Source organism: Saccharothrix sp. NPDC042600 (assembly GCF_040647305.1).
Lineage (GTDB): Bacteria > Actinomycetota > Actinomycetes > Mycobacteriales > Pseudonocardiaceae > Actinosynnema > Actinosynnema mutabilis.
Map to the genome: position 1 here is coordinate 1 of NZ_JBEZBW010000049.1, position 14,705 is coordinate 14,705.

At 71.6% G+C, this 14,705-nt stretch carries 15 protein-coding genes; 2 read left to right on the forward strand and 13 right to left on the reverse strand.

Features of this window, described 5'->3' with window-relative positions:
* Positions 1 to 105 precede the first annotated feature (105 nt).
* The 8 genes from AB0A74_RS25810 to pqqA all read right to left on the reverse strand — a co-directional run bounded on the left by AB0A74_RS25810 (position 106) and on the right by pqqA (position 6,812).
* A complete protein-coding gene (locus tag AB0A74_RS25810) occupies positions 106 to 1,737 on the reverse strand; it encodes a DUF885 domain-containing protein (RefSeq protein WP_358253265.1) in 1,632 nt (543 codons plus the stop codon).
* Between the two features lie 57 nt (positions 1,738 to 1,794).
* Positions 1,795 to 2,442, reverse strand: a complete 648-nt coding sequence (locus tag AB0A74_RS25815; protein ID WP_343932597.1) for a response regulator transcription factor — start codon at positions 2,440 to 2,442, stop codon at positions 1,795 to 1,797.
* Positions 2,394 to 3,674 (reverse strand): sensor domain-containing protein, encoded by a 1,281-nt coding sequence (locus tag AB0A74_RS25820; protein ID WP_358253266.1) that lies wholly within the window; start codon positions 3,672 to 3,674, stop codon positions 2,394 to 2,396. Before AB0A74_RS25820 ends, AB0A74_RS25815 begins: the two co-directional genes overlap by 49 nt.
* 88 nt (positions 3,675 to 3,762) lie before the next feature.
* Positions 3,763 to 4,638, reverse strand: a complete 876-nt coding sequence (pqqB, locus tag AB0A74_RS25825; protein WP_358253268.1) for a pyrroloquinoline quinone biosynthesis protein PqqB — start codon at positions 4,636 to 4,638, stop codon at positions 3,763 to 3,765.
* Positions 4,635 to 5,690, reverse strand: a complete 1,056-nt coding sequence (gene pqqE / locus AB0A74_RS25830; RefSeq protein ID WP_358253269.1) for a pyrroloquinoline quinone biosynthesis protein PqqE — start codon at positions 5,688 to 5,690, stop codon at positions 4,635 to 4,637. Before pqqE ends, pqqB begins: the two co-directional genes overlap by 4 nt.
* On the reverse strand, positions 5,683 to 5,952 hold the full coding sequence (pqqD, locus tag AB0A74_RS25835; protein WP_358253271.1) for a pyrroloquinoline quinone biosynthesis peptide chaperone PqqD: 270 nt from the start codon (positions 5,950 to 5,952) through the stop codon (positions 5,683 to 5,685). Before pqqD ends, pqqE begins: the two co-directional genes overlap by 8 nt.
* Complete coding sequence (gene pqqC, locus AB0A74_RS25840) at positions 5,949 to 6,644, reverse strand: pyrroloquinoline-quinone synthase PqqC (RefSeq protein WP_358253273.1); 696 nt, start codon at positions 6,642 to 6,644, stop codon at positions 5,949 to 5,951. The genes pqqD and pqqC overlap by 4 nt, the downstream gene beginning before the upstream one ends.
* Positions 6,645 to 6,719: 75 nt before the next feature.
* Positions 6,720 to 6,812 carry a pyrroloquinoline quinone precursor peptide PqqA gene (pqqA, locus tag AB0A74_RS25845; RefSeq protein WP_309115668.1) on the reverse strand — a complete coding sequence of 31 codons (93 nt, stop codon included), beginning with the start codon at positions 6,810 to 6,812 and terminating at the stop codon, positions 6,720 to 6,722.
* A 212-nt stretch (positions 6,813 to 7,024) separates the two neighbouring features.
* On the opposite strand from pqqA, the gene AB0A74_RS25850 reads away from it, so the two are divergent.
* Positions 7,025 to 8,038 carry a PQQ-dependent sugar dehydrogenase gene (locus AB0A74_RS25850; protein WP_358253275.1) on the forward strand — a complete coding sequence of 338 codons (1,014 nt, stop codon included), beginning with the start codon at positions 7,025 to 7,027 and terminating at the stop codon, positions 8,036 to 8,038.
* A gap of 4 nt (positions 8,039 to 8,042) precedes the next feature.
* Here the strand turns inward: AB0A74_RS25850 and AB0A74_RS25855 are convergent, their stop codons facing one another.
* Genes AB0A74_RS25855 through AB0A74_RS25865 form a run of 3 tightly spaced genes read right to left on the reverse strand, consistent with a single transcriptional unit; the run spans position 8,043 to position 11,358 of the window.
* Positions 8,043 to 9,197 (reverse strand): polysaccharide deacetylase, encoded by a 1,155-nt coding sequence (locus AB0A74_RS25855; RefSeq protein ID WP_358253277.1) that lies wholly within the window; start codon positions 9,195 to 9,197, stop codon positions 8,043 to 8,045.
* A gap of 36 nt (positions 9,198 to 9,233) precedes the next feature.
* A complete protein-coding gene (locus AB0A74_RS25860; RefSeq protein WP_358253279.1) occupies positions 9,234 to 9,920 on the reverse strand; it encodes a class F sortase in 687 nt (228 codons plus the stop codon).
* Between the two features lie 28 nt (positions 9,921 to 9,948).
* Positions 9,949 to 11,358: a hypothetical protein gene (locus AB0A74_RS25865; RefSeq protein WP_358253281.1), complete on the reverse strand. Its 1,410-nt coding sequence runs from the start codon at positions 11,356 to 11,358 to the stop codon at positions 9,949 to 9,951.
* Positions 11,359 to 11,595: 237 nt separating this feature from the next.
* Between AB0A74_RS25865 and AB0A74_RS25870 the strand changes: the two genes are divergently transcribed.
* Entirely contained in the window at positions 11,596 to 12,396 is an 801-nt protein-coding gene (locus AB0A74_RS25870) for a Bax inhibitor-1/YccA family protein (protein WP_358253283.1), read from the forward strand.
* Positions 12,397 to 13,172: 776 nt separating this feature from the next.
* On the opposite strand, the gene AB0A74_RS25875 is transcribed toward AB0A74_RS25870, so the two are convergent.
* On the reverse strand, positions 13,173 to 13,391 hold the full coding sequence (locus tag AB0A74_RS25875; protein WP_358253284.1) for a hypothetical protein: 219 nt from the start codon (positions 13,389 to 13,391) through the stop codon (positions 13,173 to 13,175).
* Positions 13,392 to 13,444: 53 nt separating this feature from the next.
* A complete protein-coding gene (locus AB0A74_RS25880; RefSeq protein ID WP_358253286.1) occupies positions 13,445 to 14,665 on the reverse strand; it encodes an acetyl-CoA C-acetyltransferase in 1,221 nt (406 codons plus the stop codon).
* Positions 14,666 to 14,705: the final 40 nt, after the last annotated feature.

Sequence of the window (14,705 nt, forward strand, 5' to 3'; positions counted from 1 at the left end):
GCCCGCCGTGCCCGGCCCGGGTCCGCCCGGCCGGCGCCCGCCGAGCCTGGCCCGGGTCCGCCCGGCCGGCCGCCAACCGCGACCGGCCGAGCGGGCCCACCGGGCTCAGAGCTGCGCCGTCACCCAACCCCGCACGACCTCGTCCAGCACGGCCAACGGCAGCGGCCCGCCGCCCAGCACCAGGTCGTGGAACGCGCGGATGTCGAAGCGGTCGCCCAGGGACTCCTCCGCCGCCGCCCGGATCCGCTGGATCTCCAACCGCCCCACCATGTACGACAGCGCCTGCCCCGGCGCCGCGATGTACCGGTCCACCTCCGACTCGATCTCCACGGCCGCCAGCGGCGTGTTCTCGGTCAGGTACGCCACCGCCTGCTCCCGGCTCCACCCGTGCGCGTGCAGCCCCGTGTCCACGACCAGCCGGCCGGCGCGCATCGAGTCCATCGCCAGCATCCCCAGTCGCGCCACGTCGTCCGAGTACAAGCCCATCTCGTCGGCCAGCCGCTCGCAGTACAGGCCCCAGCCCTCCAGGTAGCCGGTCACCGTCGCGACCCGGCGCAGCATCGGCAGGTCGGTCAGCTCCTGCGCCAGCACGATCTTGAAGTGGTGCCCCGGCACGGCCTCGTGGAAGGCGATGGCCTCCGCCTGGTACCGGAACCGCTCCTGCACCCGGTAGGTGTTGGCGTAGTACGTCCCCGGCCGACCGCCGTCCATCGACGGCGGCGCGTAGAAGGCCGTCGGCGCGCCCGGCGCGTCCACCTCGGGCACCGGCTCGACCAGGCACCGCTTCGACGGGATGCGGCCGAACCACGCCGGCGCCGCCTCCTCCGCCCGGACCACGGCCGCGCGCGCCGCCTCGATCAGCTCCTCCTCCGAACCCCACCGCAGGGCCGGGTCGGTGCGCATCCGCTCGAACACCTCGGCCACGTCCCGCGTCCCGAACACCCGCGACCCGACCTCGGCGTACTCCCGCGCCAGCGCCGCCATCAGCTCCAAGCCGGTCTGGTGCAGCTCCTTCGGCGTGCGCTGCGTGCTGGTCTGCACCCGCGCCAACCCCGCGTACACGGCCTCGCCGTCGGGCAGCCAGCACAGGCCCACCTTGTCCAGCGGGCGACCCTCCAACCCCGCGACCACGTCCCGGTACGCCGCGAACGCGGGCCGCACCTCGGCCTCGATCAGCTCGTCGCGCGCGGCGTTGAACTCGGCGCTGCCGCTCACCCGCGCGAACGCGTCCTCCGGCGCGGTCAGGTAGCGGTCCAGGTAGTCCACCGCCGCGTCCCGCAGGTGCGCGACCGGGGTGCGCCCGGCCGCCGCGCCGGCCACGTGCCGCTCGCCGACCACCCGCAGGAACGCCGGGACCGCCGCCAGCCGCCGCAGGTAGTCCTGCTCCTGCTCGGGCGTCTTCACCACGGACATCGGCATGACGTTGAGGACCTCGCCCGCCGCCGAGAAGAACGACGGGCTGATCGTGTACTCGACCGACCGCGCGTCGAGCAGGTCCACCGTCGCCTCGGCCTGCTGCACGACGACCGCCCGGGTCACCGGGTCGTCGTCGCCGGGCAGGGCCCGCGCGCGGGCGGCGATGTCCGCGGCCTTGGCCCGTGCGGACCCCTCGGCCGCGGGCGTGTGGTCGGTGAGCAGGTGGTCGTAACCGGGCAGTCCGAACACGGTCGCGCCCAAGGGAGACAGGCGGGACATCAGGTCGAGCAGTTCTTCGGCGAGAGTGGCTGTCGTGTCCACGGTGAGCCCCCCGGGCGTCGGTTGGGAATGCAACTTGGTACTTAGCCTAAATAACGACTAGAGCCGGTCCAAATAGGCGAGCACGGCCAGCACCCGCCGGTTGTCGTCCTCGGACAACGGCAGCCCCAGCTTGCCGAAGATGTTGGCGATGTGTTTGCCGACGGCTTTCTCCGTGACGAACAGCCGCGCGGCGATCGCCGCGTTGGACCGGCCTTCCGCCATCAGCCCCAGCACTTCCCGTTCGCGCGGGGTGAGCGTGGCCAGCGGGCGGTCGCGGTCGCCGCGGGTGAGCAACTGGGAGATGACCTCCGGGTCCATCGCGGTGCCGCCGGCCGCCACGCGCCGGATCGCGTCCACGAACTGCCGGACGTCCGACACCCGGTCCTTGAGCAGGTAGCCGACGCCACCCGCCCGGTCGGACAGCAGTTCGCGCGCGTAGAGCTGCTCGACGTACTGGGACAGCACGAGCACCGGCAGCCCCGGCACCCGCTTGCGCGCCTCGATCGCCGCGCGCAGCCCCTCGTCGGTGAACGTCGGCGGCAGGCGCACGTCGACCACCGCCACGTCCGGGCGGTGGTCGACGAGGGCCTTGAGCAGGGCGGGACCGGAGTCGACCGCCTCCACGACGTCGAAGTCGTAGGCCTGGAGCAGTCGGATCAGGCCGTCCCTGAGGAGGACGAGGTCTTCTCCGAGGACAACGCGCACGGCAGCTCCATGGTGACGATCGTGGGCCCGCCCATCGGGCTCGCGATGCCGAGTGTGCCGTCAAACGCGCCCAGCCTGCGCTCGATTCCGCGCAGTCCGCCGCCGTCGGTCGCCTCCGCGCCGCCGTGCCCGTTGTCGCCGATCATCAGCGCGAGCCGGCCGCCCTCGTGCCGGACCCGCACCCACGCGCTGGTCGCGCCGCTGTGCTTGGCCACGTTGGTCAGCGTCTCGGCGACCGCGAAGTACGCCGCCGACTCCACCGGCGCCTCGGGCCGGCCGGGCAGCACGACGTCCACCTCCACCGGCAACGGGTGCGCCAGGGCCAGCGCCTTCAACGCGCCCTCCAGGCCGCGGTCGGCCAGCACCGGCGGGTGGATGCCGCGCACCAGGTCCCGCAGCTCCGCCAGCGCCTGCGAGGACGACTGGCGCGCCTCGGCCAGCAGGTCCCGCGCGGCCCGCGGGTCGCGCTGGAGCAGCTCCTCGGCCATGCCCAGGCTCATGCCCAGCGCCACCAGCCGCGCCTGCGCCCCGTCGTGCAGGTCCCGCTCGATCCGGCGCAGCTCGGCGGCCTGCGCGTCCACCGTGTCCGCGCGCGAGTCGGCCAGCTCCCGCACCCGGTGGGTCAGCGCCTCGGTGGCGCTGGGCGCGAGCATCCACCGCACGAACAGGGCGTGCACCCGCACGATCCGCTCGGTGCCCCACCACGCGAGGAGCAGGTAGAGCGCGCCCAGCAACGGGGCGAGGAACCAGCCGCCGGGGTCGTTCGGGCTCAACCCGTTGGGCTCCAGGTCGGTGCCGCCCGCGAGCCAGATGAACGGGGTGAGCAGCCCCAGGACGCCGCCCAGCCACAGCGCCGCCGGCAGGACGCCGCAGAGCACGCCCATGACCGCGTTGAGCGGCAGGAAACCCATGTCCCGCCACGTCGCGGGGTCGGTGGCGATCGTGCGGACCCGCGTCATCGGCCCCCGGTTGGCGGGCTTGCGGTAGGGCAGCGCGATCGGCTCGCCCAGCACCTTCCCGGCCCACCAGCGGTGCACGGTGGTGTACTTGCGCGCCAGCGCCGTGAACAGCAGCAGCATCGGCACGCCGACCGTCACCAGGATCAGCGGGTAGGTGTAGAGCTGGAGCGGGATCAGCGGGAGGCCGATCAGGCACAGCGGCACCCGCGCCAGGGCGAGCCCGGCGGTCCGAAGCCGCGAGGCCACTCCGCGCACGAGGTCGTGGTCCGTCATGCCGTCGATTCTGGCTTGCGCGCGGGCCGAAAGCGGTGGGTTTAACCCCCCGATCGACCCGCGCCCCAGCCCGCCGGGGCCGGTCGGCTCAGACCTCGATCACCGCCCCGTCCGGCAGCACCTCCACGCCCGCCTCGCGCAGCTTCGCGTGTTCCGCCGACTCCGGGTCGAGCACCGGGTTGGTGTTGTTCAAGTGCGTGTAGACCCGCCGCACGTGCGGGTGCCTGCGCAGCTCCGGCAGGGTGTGCGTGATCGGCAGGTGGCCCATCGCCGACTGGCCCCCCGCCCGGCCCGTCGCCGCGCCCATCTCCGACGGCGCGTAGAACGTCCCGTCCAGCAGCGCCACGTCCGCCTCCGCCACCAGGTCGTCGAACCCCAGCGGCCAGCCGGCCAGGCACGGCGCGTACAGGACGATGCCGCCGGTCCGCGGGTCGTGCAGCCGGTAGGCCACCACCCAGTGACCCTCCACAGTGGACTCGGCCGCGTACCTCGGCCGCTTGCCGCTCACCGGGAACGCCGTCACCTCCAGCCCGCCGTCGAGCACGAAGGTCTGCTCCGGCTCGACCTGCCGCCACCGCCACTCGGCGTACCGGTCCAGCACCGCTCGCGTCTCGCCCAGCGCGTGCAGCACGGTCGCGGGCGCGTGGACGCGCAGGCCCGCCGCGCCGCGCAGCGTCAGCAGGCCCAGGGTGTGGTCGAGTTCCGCGTCGGTGAGCAGGACGCCGCGCAGCGGGGTGTCGCGCGGGCCGGGGCCGGGGTGCAGGCACGGTGTCGCCGCGAGCTGGACCCGCAGGTCCGGCGACGCGTTGAGCAGCCACCACGACACCCCGTCGCCGCTGACCGCCAGGCCGTCCTGGGTGCGCGGCGACAGCTCACCGCGCCGCACCCCCGCGCACGGGCCGCACGCGCAGTTCCACTGCGGCACACCGCCACCCGCGGCCGTGCCGAGCAGGACCACCTTCACCGGGCCACCTCCCGGGCCACCAGGGCGTCCACCGCGGGCCGCCGCAGGACCTCCTCCACCACCCCGCGGTGCGGCGAGAGCGAGCACACCGGGTCGGTGTTCGCGGCGTTCCCGGTCAACTGGAAAGCCTGGCACCGGCATCCGCCGAAGTCCACCTCCCGCCGCGGGCAGCCGCGGCACGGCTCACCCATCCAGTCGAACCCGCGAAAGGCGTTGAACGACACCGAATCCCACCAGATGTCCCGCAACGACGACACTCGCACGTTCTCGATGCCCAACCCCTCGATCACCGTCGCCGCCGGGCACGGCAGGACGTCCCCGTTCGGCGCCACGGTCAGCTGCCGCGCGCCCCACCCGTGCATGCACGGCTTGGGGTGCGCCTCGTGGTAGTCCGCGATCACGTACACGATCTCCATGCCGGACCGGTCCTTCGCCGCGCGCACGACCGAATCCGCTTGTCTCAATTGGCTTTCCGTCGGCAGCAGCGCCGCCTGGTTGCGCAACGCCCAGCCGTAGTACTGCGTGTTGGCCAGCTCCAACCGGTCCGCGCCCATCTCCTCGGCCAGGGCGATGATGTCGGCCACGTGGTCGAGGTTAAGCCGGTGCAGCACCACGTTCACCGTCAGCGGCAGCCCGGCGTCCCGCACTGCCCGCGCGGCCGTGAGCTTGGGCGCGAAGCCCTTCACGCCCGCGATGCGGTCCGCGTTGGCCGGGTCGGCGTCCTGGACGGAGAGCTGCACGTGGTCCACGACCAGCTCCGCCAGCCGTGCCGCGGTCAGGCCCAGCCCGCTGGTCACCAGGTTGACGTAGGCCCCCAGCCCGCTCGCGTGCGCGGCCAGCTCGGGTAAGTCCCGGCGCGCCAACGGTTCCCCGCCGGACAGGTGGAACTGGAGCACGCCCAGCTCCCGCGCCTGGTCGAAGACGTCCCGCCACTCGGCGGTGGACAGCTCCGCCTCGCGCCGCACCAGCTCCAGCGGGTTGGAGCAGTAGCCGCAGCGCAGCGGGCAGCGGTGGGTCAGCTCGGCGAGCAGCCCGAACGGCGGTTCAGCCATCGGTCACCACCACCCTGCGCGCGGCCAGGCGCGTGACCAGCTCGGCCACGTCGTCCACGCGCACGCCGTCGAAGTCCTCGGCCAGCTTCTCCGCCATCTGCGCGATGGTGGTGCGGCCGTCGCACATGCCCACGACCGCGGCGGCGGTCTCGTTGAGCACCAGCACGCCCTCCGGGAACAGCACGACGTGGCTGTCCCGGGTCTGGTCGTAAGCCGTCTTCACGCCCTTGCCCAACCTCGGCGTGGTGTAGAGGTCGCTCATGGTCTCGTCCCCGAGTAGTAGTCGACGGTGTCGAGGATCGCCCGCAGCACGTCGCACTTGAAGGCCAAGGCGGCCACCGCCGCCTCCTGCCGCTCGCGGGTCGCGCAGTTGCGCACGACCAGGTCCAAAGTGGACCGACCTTCTCCCGAGATCACCTTGAGCCGCGCGGTGAAGTAGGCGAAACCCTCTTCGGCGATCCAGGGGTACCGCGCCCGCATGTCCGCCAACCGCCGGGCCATCAGGCCGCGGGAGAACATCTCGGTCAGCCCCGACGCCACCGCCTCCACCCACGGTTTGGTGCGGGCGAAGGTGACGTAGGCGTCCACGGCGAACCGCACGCCCGGCAGCACGTGCCGCTCGTCGAGCACCTCGTCCCGGGACAGCCCCAACGCCTCGGCCATGCGCAGCCAGTCCTCCGCGCCGCCCTCGCCGGGCTTGGTGCCGTCGTGCCAGACGATCCGCTCGCGCCACTGCCGCCGCACGTCCGGGTCCGGGCAGTTGGCGAGGATCGCGGCGTCCTTGCGCGGGATGCAGCGCTGGTAGTACCACCGGTTCGCCGCCCACGACCGCAGCTCGTCCTTGGTGAGGGAGCCCGCGTGCAGGCGCAGGTGGAAGGGGTGGGTGTCCCAGTAGCGGGTGGACAGCCCGCGCAGCCGCGCGGTGAACTCCTCGGCCGACCACGGCTCGGTCATGCGCGCTCCCAAGGGGTTTCGCGAACACGGCGGCGTGACTCCGGTGGCGGCACCCGGAGCCACGGTGGCGGGTGGTCAGCTCCTGGCCGCGTACGCGGTGACTTCCATCGGGGTGTCGACGTCGACGAAGTCGGGCTTGACCCACGTGCGCTTCGGTTCGGTCTGCATGGCGCGTCTCCTCGCACTCGTCGTGAGGACGCGGCGGCGGAGTCCCACGGTAGAGCGTCCGGAGCGCCTCGCGCTAGATCGTAAGGAGCGTTGCCCAACCGGCAAGTGGATCAGTCCTCCGATGAATGTTGCCGGTCTCGACCGGGTGTGGTTGCATCGGGGGAACCGCCGAGTTCCGCCGCCGAGCCAGTGCGGACTACGGAGGAGCGCACATGCGTGCTCGTCTAGGTGCGGTGCTGTCCATCGCCGCTCTCGTCGCCGCGGTCGGCCCCGCGCACGCCGAGCCGACGGCCGCCGCCGTGCGGACCGTCGCGACCGGCCAGGCCGTCCCGTGGGACATCGAGTTCCTGCCCGACGGCAGCGGCATCTTCACCGAACGCGACACCAAGAGGATCAAGAAGATCACCGGGACGACGGTGACCACCGTGCACACGGTCGCCGAAGCCGTCCCCGGCGGCGAGGGCGGCCTGATGGGCCTGGCCGTGTCGCCGACGTTCGCCACCGACAACACCGTCTACGTCTACTACACCGCCGCGTCGGACAACCGGATCGCCCGCGTGCGCCTGGGCGGCGCGGTCGAACCGATCGTCACCGGCATCCCCAAGGCGCGCATCCACAACGGCGGCGGCCTGGAGTTCGGCCCCGACGGCCACCTGTGGGCCACCACCGGCGACGCGGGCGTCACCGGCAACGCCCAGAACGTGAACTCGTTGGGCGGCAAGGTCCTGCGGTTCACCACGACCGGCGCCGCCGCGCCCGGCAACCCGTTCAACAGCCGCGTCTACACGCTCGGCCACCGCAACCCGCAGGGCATCACGTGGGCGGGCGGCCGGGCGTACGCGACCGAGTTCGGCCAGAACCGCACCGACGAGCTGAACTGGATCCAGGCCGGCAAGAACTACGGGTGGCCCACGTGCGAGGGCGCCTGCGGGGACAGCCGGTTCGTGGACCCGGTGAAGACCTGGTCCACCTCCCAGGCCGGCCCCACCGGCATCGGCTTCTACAAGGACGCCCTCTACCTGGGCGCGGTGACCGGCCGGCGGGTGTGGAAGATCCCGGTCGCGGGCACCACCCTCGGCACGCCGGTCGCGCTGTTCACCGGCTACGGCCGCATCCGGGCGGTCGCCCCCGCCCCGGACGGCACGCTCTGGCTGGGCACCTCCAACCGAGACGGCCGTGGGACCCCTGCCACCACGGACGACCGAATCCTCAGCACGGACGGGTGATCACCTAGTTGCGTGCGGGAGGCATCCGACGGAGTTGGTCCAGCACGACCGGGTCCTGCAGCTGCATCCACTGGACGACCTCGGTGTAGGTGGCGCACACCGTCTCCTCCCGCACGCACACCTCCTCCATGAACTTCTCCACCGCGGCGCTGAACGCCCCGCCCGCCCAGTCGTTGAAGTGGTTGCCCACCACCATCGGCGCCCGGTTCCCGTTGAACGCCGCCTGGTACACCGACCGGTACGTGTCCAGCACCACCTGGGTGAACTCGCCCGGCGGGCCCGGGTCGTCCTTCGCCCCGTTCAGCGCGTACCAGAGGTTGAAGTCCATCATCACGACCTGCCGGCCCAGCGCCGGCACGCGCACCTCCGGCATCGGGAACTCCCACATCCCGTTCCGCACCGACGGCCACACCACGCCCAGGCTCACGTGGCTCGTGTCGTAGACCAGCCCGTGGCCCCGCATCGCCGGGAACGCCTGCCCCCAGTCACCCTCCAGGCACGGCGTCCGGCCGCCCTTCACCGCCGCCGGGTCCAGCTTGAAGCCCTGCGCGCGGGCCTTCTCGACCACGGCGAAGAACTGGTCCAGCTCCCGGTTCCACTCGTCGGTGGTCCACTTCCCGACGCTCGGCTCGTCACCCTGGCAGTAGTGGCCGTTGTAGTGGGTGCCGATCTCGTGCCCGGCGTCGATGGCGTCGTTGAGGTACCTGATCCGCGCGGCCACGTCCTCGCGCGTGCCGCCGAAACCGATGGAGGAGTACCCCGGGCGGTGGCCGGGACCGGTGTAGGAGGCGCCCTCCGCGTCCGGGATCAGGTACACACCTGACAGCAAGCCGGTGACGTGGGCGTTGACCCGGCGCGCCAGCGGCATGACCCGGTCCCAGTGGGCCTTGGACGCGGCGCCGTCGAAGGAGAACAGCACGAACTGCGGGGGCTTCTCGCCCGGCTGCACCTTCCGCATCCACTTCGGCGGCGTGGCGGGCGCGGGCACGGTCGGCGTCGGGCCGGTCGACGTCGCCTGCTGGCGCGGGGCGATCGGCAGCGGCGAGGCCAGGACGCCCGGGTCGCTGCCCGGCTCCTCCTCGCGCGCGCCCAGCACGGCCAGCACGGTCAAGGTCAGCGCGAGCGCCACCGCGGTCGTGACGAAACCCCTGCGTTTCACACCCTCAAGACGACTCTGGGTATCCGGTGGTTGCTCCTACGTGACCGGCTTCGCCACGACGACCTGGTTCTCCTCGTACCCCTGCGCGCCGCCGACCCACCGTCCGCCGCAGGTCACGAGCACCAGCCGGTGCCCGCCGCGCGGCCCGAACAGCTCGACGGCACGCGTCGGCAGTTCGTCTTTCCGCACGGTGTGCACCTCGCTGACGGCGTACTTGTAAACGTTGCCCGCCGTGTCCACGACCGTGACCTCCCGGCCCGGCGCGGACCGCCACAGCTCGTCGAACGGCCCGGTGACGCCCTTCCAGTTCACGTGCCCGGCCAGCACGGTCGCGCCCTCGGCGGCCCCGAGGTCCACGCCCCACCAGGTCGCCTCGCCGACGCCCTCGGGCACGGGCAGTTCGCCGTTCGCCGTGACCTCCTCGCGCACGAGCGTCGCCAACCCGCCCTCGGGCAGCCGGACCGTGCCGGGGGCCTGCGCCGGGGGAGCGGGCGGCGGCTCGGCCGGGGGCGGCGTCGTCGGCGACGCGGGCGGGTTGGCCCCGCCGGGCAACCCCGCGAGGTCCACGCCGCGCCCGCCGTTCAGGCTGTCGCCGAGCGGGTGCGGCACGACCGGGTCACCCGGTACGGCGACACCCGCCACGACCTCGGGCGCGGGGGTGGACACCAGCGCGAGACCGGCGAGCAGGCACGCCACCACCGCGCCGGTCAGGAACGCCCTCACGCGACCGGACCTCTCACGACCGGGCCCGTCACGACCGGGCGGCCACCAGGCGTCGCCGCACGATCCAGCCGAGCAGCCCGCCGGCGATCAGCACGCCGCCGCCGAACGCGACCAGCGCGCCGGTGTTCAACTCGGTGGTGAACGCGGCCTTGGCCGTCACGCCGCCGCCCTCGGACCCGGCGTGGATGGTGATCGGCACGACGGGCCGGTCCGGCTTGTTCGCCAACGCGAGCGCAAGCGTTTGCCCCGCTTCGACCTTCCCACAGGCCTTGGGGGGCGCGTTCGGGTCGAAGAACTCCTGGTAGCCCTTGGCCGCGGCCACCTCGACCACGCAGACCTCCTGCGGGGTGCGCAGGTCGGGCACGGTCGCGGTGCCGTCCTCGCCCGTCTGGAGGACCAGCGGCTTGCCGTCCGGGCCGGTCACGCCCGCGTCGTCCTGCTTGAGCGCGGGGGACGTGCCGTCGGCGGCGGTGATCCGCACGGCGGTGCCCGCGATCGCCTTGCCGGTCTCGGCGTCGGTCTTGGCGACCTTCACCGCGCCGGGCGCGGTCTTGGCCTTGGTCGAGGCCTGCGCGGTCAGCTTCTTCTCGCCGCCGGTGGTGACGATGCGCTGCATGTTCTCCCGGCCGGCCGGGATGTGGACCTTCGGCTTGTCCGCCGGGCTGTCCAGCTTGACCACCACGGACGGGTTGGGGCCGGTCGGCACGACGTTCACGGTCAGGGGACCACCGTCGAGCGCGGTCTTCAACTCGGCGGTCGCCAGCCCGTTCTCCAACGTGGCGTCGACCACCTCGACCGTCACCGGGACGCCGCCGACCATCGCGCCGTCGGGCTTGGACACGTCGACCTTCCAGGCGTCGGGCGTGCCGATCACCTGCTCCTCGGCGGGCGCGGTGACCTGGGCCGTCCACGGGCCGCGGTTGGTCTCGGCGTCCTTGCGCATCCGGTCCGCGGTCTCGCGGGCGCTCTGCGGCAGGTTGTCGTAGTGGAAGGCCTCGTTGTAGGCGATGGTGCGGTAGTCGCTGGTCGGGCTGAGCGACAGGCCGCCGTGCTCGAACGAGGTCCACGAGTGCAGGAGGTGCGCCAGCGCCGCCGACTCGTCCGGCGAGTTGGTGGTCGAGTAGCGCAGGAGCAGGTAGGAGATGTTGGCCGCGACCTCCGGGGCGAGCGGGACGCCCGCCTTGGTCTTCAGCTCGTCACCCTCCTGGTACTCCACGCTGCTGTCCGGCGCGAGGTAGGAGTAGGAGACGCACCACACCTGCTTGCCCTGCCAGATGTAGGAGCCGAGCCAGTCGGTGGTGCCGGGCTTGCCCGCGTACCCCTGGGCCGGTGTGTGGTGGCCGATACCCTCCTGGACCTGCGCGCCCGACGTTCCGGGCACGGCGAGCAAGGCCACACCGGCCGCGAGCACCGCGCCGGTGAGTCGTCTCCACCCCATGTCTGAACCTGGCCCCTTCGGGTGCGTCGTCCGGCGTACTTGTGCCGGAGTGAGCCTTACGTCTCGTTGGTTTGACGGACAAGCCGCCAGCGGGGTGGGACGGCGACTACGCTCCGCAGCGTGGGCTGTGGATTCGAGATCGACAGCCCGGGTAAAGTCGCTTTTACCGACGGGAACCGATCGACTCGTGTGGTCGTTGAACCCCGTGACGGCGTCGAAACGCCACAGGAGGACGAGGTGCGTACCACCAGCAACCCCGCGTTCCGCAACCTGCCGACCGGCGGCGGTTACGGGAGCTACGCAGGCTTCGGCCAGCAACAGCAGTACGGCACCGAGCCGTACGGCTACCAGGCGCCGCCGACCACCGGCGAGCGCCCCATCACGATCGACGACGTGGTCACCAAGACCGCGATCACCCTGGCCACCACCCTGGTCGTCGGCCTGGTCGCGGCCTGGCTGGTGCTGACCAAGGTCGTCGGCCCCTACGCCCTGGTCATCCCGGGCCTGCTCGTGGGCCTCGTGGTGTCCCTGGTCATCATCTTCAAGCGCACCCCGAGCGCGCCGCTGGTCATGACCTACGCGGTGGCGGAGGGTGTGTTCCTCGGCGCCCTCACCGGCGTGTTCGAGGCGTTCTTCCCCGGCATCGCGTGGCAGGCGATCCTCGGCACGTTCGGCGTGTTCGGCGCGATGCTCGTGGTCTACAAGACCGGTGCGATCCGCGTCACCCCGCGCCTGACCAAGTGGATCATCGGCGCGACGGTCGGCGTGGTCGTGCTCATGCTCGGCAACCTGCTCCTCGGCCTGTTCGGCGTCAACTCGGGCCTGCGCGACGGCGGCACCCTGGCGATCGTCTTCAGCCTCGTGGTGATCGGCATCGCGGCGTTCAACTTCCTCCTCGACTTCGAGGCGGCGAACGAGATGATCCGCTCGGGCGTGCCGGCGAAGTGGGCCTGGTGGGCGGCGTTCGGCCTGATGACCACCCTGGTGTGGCTCTACCTGGAAATCCTCCGCCTGCTGTCCTACCTGCAGCGCGACTGACATCCAGTAGCAGAACGACGAAGGGCGCCCGGCTCCAGCCGGGCGCCCTTCGCCTTTCAAGGAAAGCAACACCCCCAGCCGCATGCTCAGCCGCGCGCAGCGCCGGCTCTTCGCCGCGCTCCGCGCGGCAGTGCATTCATGCACAAACCGAGGGCTTCGTGTCCCCCACCGTATGGCCTGCCCGAAGGGCTACCACACTTTGCCGGGGTCGGGCCAAAAAGTTTTGCGAGGAACGAGCAAAAGTTTTTCGACCGACCCCGGGAAAGTGTGGTTGGCTCCGCCAGGCCATGCGGTGGGGGACACGACGCCCGTCACCCCCATTGGCGGCCTCCAGGCCGCCCTTGTCTTGAGAGCGCGCCAGCGCGTCCGCTTGAGAGCGAAGCGTTCACCAGCGCGCAGCGCTCACGAGCGCGCAGCGCTCACCAGCGCGAAGCGCGTCTGAGCTTGCGAGCGCGGAGCGCGTTGCGTGAAGCGCACGAAAAGCGTAAAAGAGCCTCGCCGGCGGGCAGGCCGCCAAAGATGACACAAAAGCAAAAGAAAAAGCGGGGGCTTCTTGCTCGTGTCATCTCCGTATGGCCTGGCGGAGCCAACCACAGATTTCCGGGGTTGCCGCTAAAATTTTGCTCGTTCCTCACAAAATTTCGGCCGCAACCCCGAAAATCTGTGGTAGCCCTTCGGGCAGGCCATACGGAGATGACACAAGCAAGAAGCCCGAGTTGGGTCGTGCCGTGCGGCAGCCCCAAGAAGGCGCTGCGCGCCCTCTCTTGGCGTTGGTTTTAGTCGCGCCAGGTGGAGGCTCGGCGGTCCTCGGTGGGCATCTCCGAGCCGACCTTGATCAAGCAGGACATGCAGAGGGCGCCCTGTGTGTCCCGGATGAGCTTGTCCGGTGGCACCGAGTGCGTGCAGGCGGCTTCGAAGTAGGCCTCCGATGCCTGCACCGGTGAAAAGGCGTGGCACAGCGAGTCGTACCCGCTGTGCCACCACACGTACGTCATGGCCCCGACCTCCTACCAACAGGGACGGGTCGGGGCCGGAAGTGTGACGCGTGTCAGCTCAGGCGCTCGATGACCATCGCCATGCCCTGGCCGCCGCCGACGCACATGGTCTCCAGGCCGAACTGCTTGTCGTGGAACTGCAGCGAGTTGATCAGGGTCGTCGTGATCCGCGCGCCGGTCATGCCGAACGGGTGGCCGACCGCGATCGCGCCGCCGTTGACGTTCAGCTTGTCCAGGTCGATGCCCAGCTCCCGGTAGGACGGGATGACCTGCGCGGCGAACGCCTCGTTGATCTCCACCAGGTCGATGTCCCCGATCGACAGCCCGGCCAGTGCCAGGGCGCGCTTGGACGCCTCGACCGGGCCCAGGCCCATGATCTCGGGGGACAGGCCCGAGACACCCGTGGAGACGACCCGCGCCAGCGGCGTGATGCCCAGCTCACGGGCCTTCGTGTCGCTCATGATCACCAGCGCCGCCGCGCCGTCGTTCAACGGGCAGCAGTTGCCGGCCGTCACGCGGCCGTCGGGGCGGAAGACCGGCTTGAGGCCCGCGACACCCTCGTAGGTGACACCCGGTCGGGGACCGTCGTCGGTGGACACGACCGTGCCGTCCGGCAGGGTGATCGGGGTGATCTCGCGCGCCCAGAAGCCGTTGGCGATGGCCTTCTCCGCCAGGTTCTGCGACCGGACGCCGAAGTGGTCCATCTCCTCGCGGGACACGCCCTTGGCCAGGGCCAGGTTCTCGGCCGTCTGGCCCATCGAGATGTAGATGTCGGGCAGCTCGCCGCGGGTGCGCGGGTCCACCCACTCCGCCGCGCCGTTCTCCGCCACCGACTTCGTCCGGGCCTCGGCGTCGGCGAACACCGGGTTGTGGGTGCCCGGCCAGCTGTCCGACGAGCCGCGCGCGAACGACGACACGGTCTCCACGCCGGCGCTGATGAACACGTCACCCTCGCCCGCCTTGATGGCGTGCAGCGCCATGCGCGTGGTCTGCACGCTGGACGCGCAGTAGCGGGTCACGGTGGTGCCGGGCAGGTGGTCGAAGCCCGCGAGCACGGACACGACCCGGCCCATGTTGTAGCCCTGCTCGCCGCCGGGTAGGCCGCAGCCCAGCATCAGGTCGTCGATCTCGGTCGGGTCCAGCTGCGGCACCTTGGCCAGCGCCGCCTTGAGGACCTGCACGGTCAGGTCGTCCGCCCGGACGTCCTTGAGCGAACCCTTGCCCGCACGCCCGATGGGCGACCGGGCTGCGGAGACGATCACGGCCTCAGGCATTACGGAACTCCTTTGTTTCGCCGCAGAGATGCCTTGAAGC